Annotated in this window: 1 protein-coding gene; it reads right to left on the reverse strand. The window is 64.8% G+C overall.

Features of this window, described 5'->3' with window-relative positions:
* On the reverse strand, nt 1-3576 hold a 3576-nt coding region (locus tag AWB81_RS41130; RefSeq protein WP_144444350.1), incomplete at both ends, for a non-ribosomal peptide synthetase.

Here is a 3576-nt window from a genome sequence, read left to right on the forward strand (position 1 = left end):
GTCGAGGCTTTGCCATTGCGGATCGGGCAGTGCCCGGCGATCGAGCTTGCCGTTGGGCGTGAGGGGCAACGCGTCGAGCACGACGAAGGCCGAAGGCACCATGTAGTCGGGCAGACGCGAGGCAAGATGCTCGCGCAAGGTGCTTGCATCGATCTCAGCCGTTCCGGTGACGTAGGCGACGAGTTGCTGATCTTGCGCGTCCTGCTGCCGCGCACGCGCGATCACCACCGCTTCGCGCACCGCCGGGTGGCTGGCGATCTGAGCTTCGATCTCACCGAGTTCGATGCGGAAGCCGCGAATCTTGACCTGATGATCGTTACGGCCGAGGAATTCAATATTGCCGTCCGGGCGATAACGTGCGAGGTCGCCCGTGCGGTACATGCGCGCGCCTTGGACGAACGGATCATTGAGGAAGCGCTCGGCGGTGAGATCAGCGCGATTCAGATAGCCACGGGCCACACCCGCTCCACCGATATAGAGTTCGCCCACTGCACCCGGAGGCACCAGTTGATGTTGCGCATCGAGCAAGTACATGCTTGTATTGGCGATCGGACGGCCGACGGGCACGGTGGCTGATGTGCTCGCGTCGAGCCCGGTCTGATAGCACGAAGACCAGACCGTGGTTTCCGTCGGACCGTAGAGATTCCACAGCGACTTGACCTTGTCCCCGAGACGGGCCGTCAGGCCGGCAGACAACGCTTCGCCGCCGCACAGGGCGGTCAGTTTCGAGCTGCCCGTCCACTGCGCATCGAGCAGCATGCGCCAGGTCGCCGGAGTTGCTTGCATGAAGCTGATGTCGTGCCTGGCGAGGAGGGTTTGCAGCGCCAGTGGATCGGCCGCATCGCTTCTGCGCGCGAGCACGACGCAAGCGCCCGTGCTCAAGGGCAGATACAGTTCCAGTCCGGCGATATCGAAGGAGATGGTCGTGACGGCCAGGAGTCTGTCAGCCGCGCTCATGGCCGTGACATCGCGCATCGAGCAGAGGAAGTTCAGCATCTCACGATGCTCGACCATCACACCCTTGGGCTTGCCGGTGGAACCTGAGGTAAAGAGCACATAGGCGAGGTGTTGCGGGGCGACAGCCGTTTGCGGATCGTCTTGTGGCAGCAAGCCGTCGAGCGATGCATTGGGGTCGAGCACGCTCAACGCACCGGTATCTCCCAGCGCTTCGCGACCCGCGGCATCGGCGAGCAACAGCCGTGGTGTGGAATCGGTGAGGATGTGGCTCAGACGCTCGCCCGGATACGCCGGATCGAGCGGCACGTAAGCCCCCCCGGCCTTGAGAATCGCCATCAACGCGACGACCATGCCGATGCCGCGCTCCACGCACAGCGCCACACGATCTTCCGGATTGACGCCCAGCGAGATCAGGTGATGCGCAAGCCGGTTGGCGCGTGCGTTGAGCTGCGCATAGGTGAGCGACTCGTCTTCGAAGACCAGCGCGACTGCATCGGGTGTGCGTTGAACTTGTTGCTCGAAGAGCTGATGGATGCACAGATCCACAGGATAGGATGCACCCGTGTCGTTCCACGTTTCGACGAGCAGGGTACGGGTCTCGGGCGGCAGCACGTCGAGCTGGTTCACCGGCGTCTGAGGCGCTTGCTCGAGCGCCTGCACGAGGCTCGAAAGCGCCTGCTGCATGTACCCGCACAACTGCTCGGGCGACAAAGGCGCGATGGTCTGCGCGGTGAGCCCGAGGCTCTCGCCGTTGTCTTCGACCGCAAGCATCAGCGGATAGTTGGTGCGCTCTTCGGCGCCGAGCAGCTCGATGCCGTCGAAGGCCTCGTGCTCATCGGCCGAGGCTTGATTGTGGCGGTAGTTGAGCAACGCGCTAAAGAGCGGCGCGGGGGCAGCCACGCCACTGCACCGTTGAGCAAGCGCGAGCGGCGCATGCTGATGCTGCAGCAGCGCTGCGAGACGTTCATGCGTGTCACGCACGCTGTCGGCGACTGAGGCGTCGTTCACATCGAGGCGGATCGGCAGCGTATTGATCAACAGCCCCAGGGCCTGATCCACGCCCGCCTGCATGCGCCCGAGCAGCACGGTGCCGAACACGATGCGTCCGTCGGAATCGACTGCACTGGCGACACTGAGCACGCGCGCCCAGGCGAGATGACAGAGGCTCGCGAGACTCACGCCGAGCTGGCGAGCCTGGGTGCGCAGGCGCGTATTGAGCGAGGCGGGCAGCGTCAGGCGCACTTCGGCGACGGACGAGCCGTCGTGGTGCACGTCAGTGAGCCCGAAGGGCAGCGTGGGTTCGCTCACATCGGCGAGCATGTCGCGGAAGAAGGCTTCATGCTCTTGCTGACCCACACCGAGGCGCGTCTGCGCGACCAGATCGCGGAACGGCTGAGCCGCGCCGAGCGTGTGAGCCCGACCCTCGAGCAGCGCGCTGATCTCCTTCTGAATCACCTCCAGCGTGACGTGGTCGCCGATCAGGTGATGCCAGACGAGCAGCGCCAGCCAGCGTCCGGAGCCGGGTTCCTGAGCGATGGTGAGCCGCAGCAGCGGAGCCTGAGCCAACGACAGGCGTTGCGAGCGCGCGTCGAACTGGCGAGCGAGCTGTTCGGTGGCCGGACCATGCGCCGGATCGAACTCGATCTCGCTGATGATCACAGGCGCGTTACGCCAGACCACCTGAGCGGGCGTGCTGATCCCATCGTGGATGAAGGCGGTGCGCAGGATGTCATGCCGTTCGACGACCTGTCGCAAGGCATCGAGCCATGCATCGAGCCGTGCGCGACTGTCGAAGGCGAGGCGCGCTGTTTGCAGATACGGATCGCCTTCGGTGCTCAGCATGTGGTGGAACAGGATACCTTCCTGCAGCGGCGCGAGCGCGTAGATGTCTTGCACATTGGCGAGTCCGCCGGGCACCTGCTCGACGATGCGATCGATGTCGGTTTGCGTGAGCGCGATGAGTGGCAGCATCGCTGGCGTAAGCGCGGTGCACTCGGGCGTGATCGCATTGGGCGGCACGACGATGTCGGGCTTCGGCGCGCTGCCTTCGAGCGAAGCCGCGAGCGCGCTGAGCACGGGCGTGGCGAACAGATCACGCACGCTCGCGTGCAAGCCGATGCGGCGCAACCGCTCGACGAGGGTCACGGCGAGCAGCGAGTGGCCGCCAAGGGAGAAGAAGTTGTCCTGTCTGCCGACGCGCTCGAGGCCGAGCAACTCGGCCCACAGATCGGCGAGTGCGGCTTCGGTTTGACCCTCTGGTGCTTCGAACGGGCGCAGCGCGAAGGCATCGGTTTGGGGGTCGGGCAGCGCGCGACGATCGAGCTTGCCGTTGGGCGTCAGCGGCATCGCGTCGAGCGTGACGAAGGCCGAAGGCACCATGTAGTCGGGCAGACGCGCGGCAAGATGCTCGCGCAGGGCGCTGGCATCGATCTCGGATACCAGCGTGACATAGGCAATGAGTTGCTGATCCTGCGCATCCTCATGCCGCGCACGCGCGATCACCACTGCTTCGCGCACCGCTGCATGGTTGGCGAGCTGAGCCTCGATCTCACCGAGTTCGATACGGAAGCCGCGAATCTTGACCTGATGATCGTTGCGGCCGAGGAACTCCAGATTGCC

Source organism: Caballeronia arationis, from assembly GCF_001544975.2.
Classification (GTDB): Bacteria; Pseudomonadota; Gammaproteobacteria; order Burkholderiales; family Burkholderiaceae; genus Caballeronia; species Caballeronia arationis.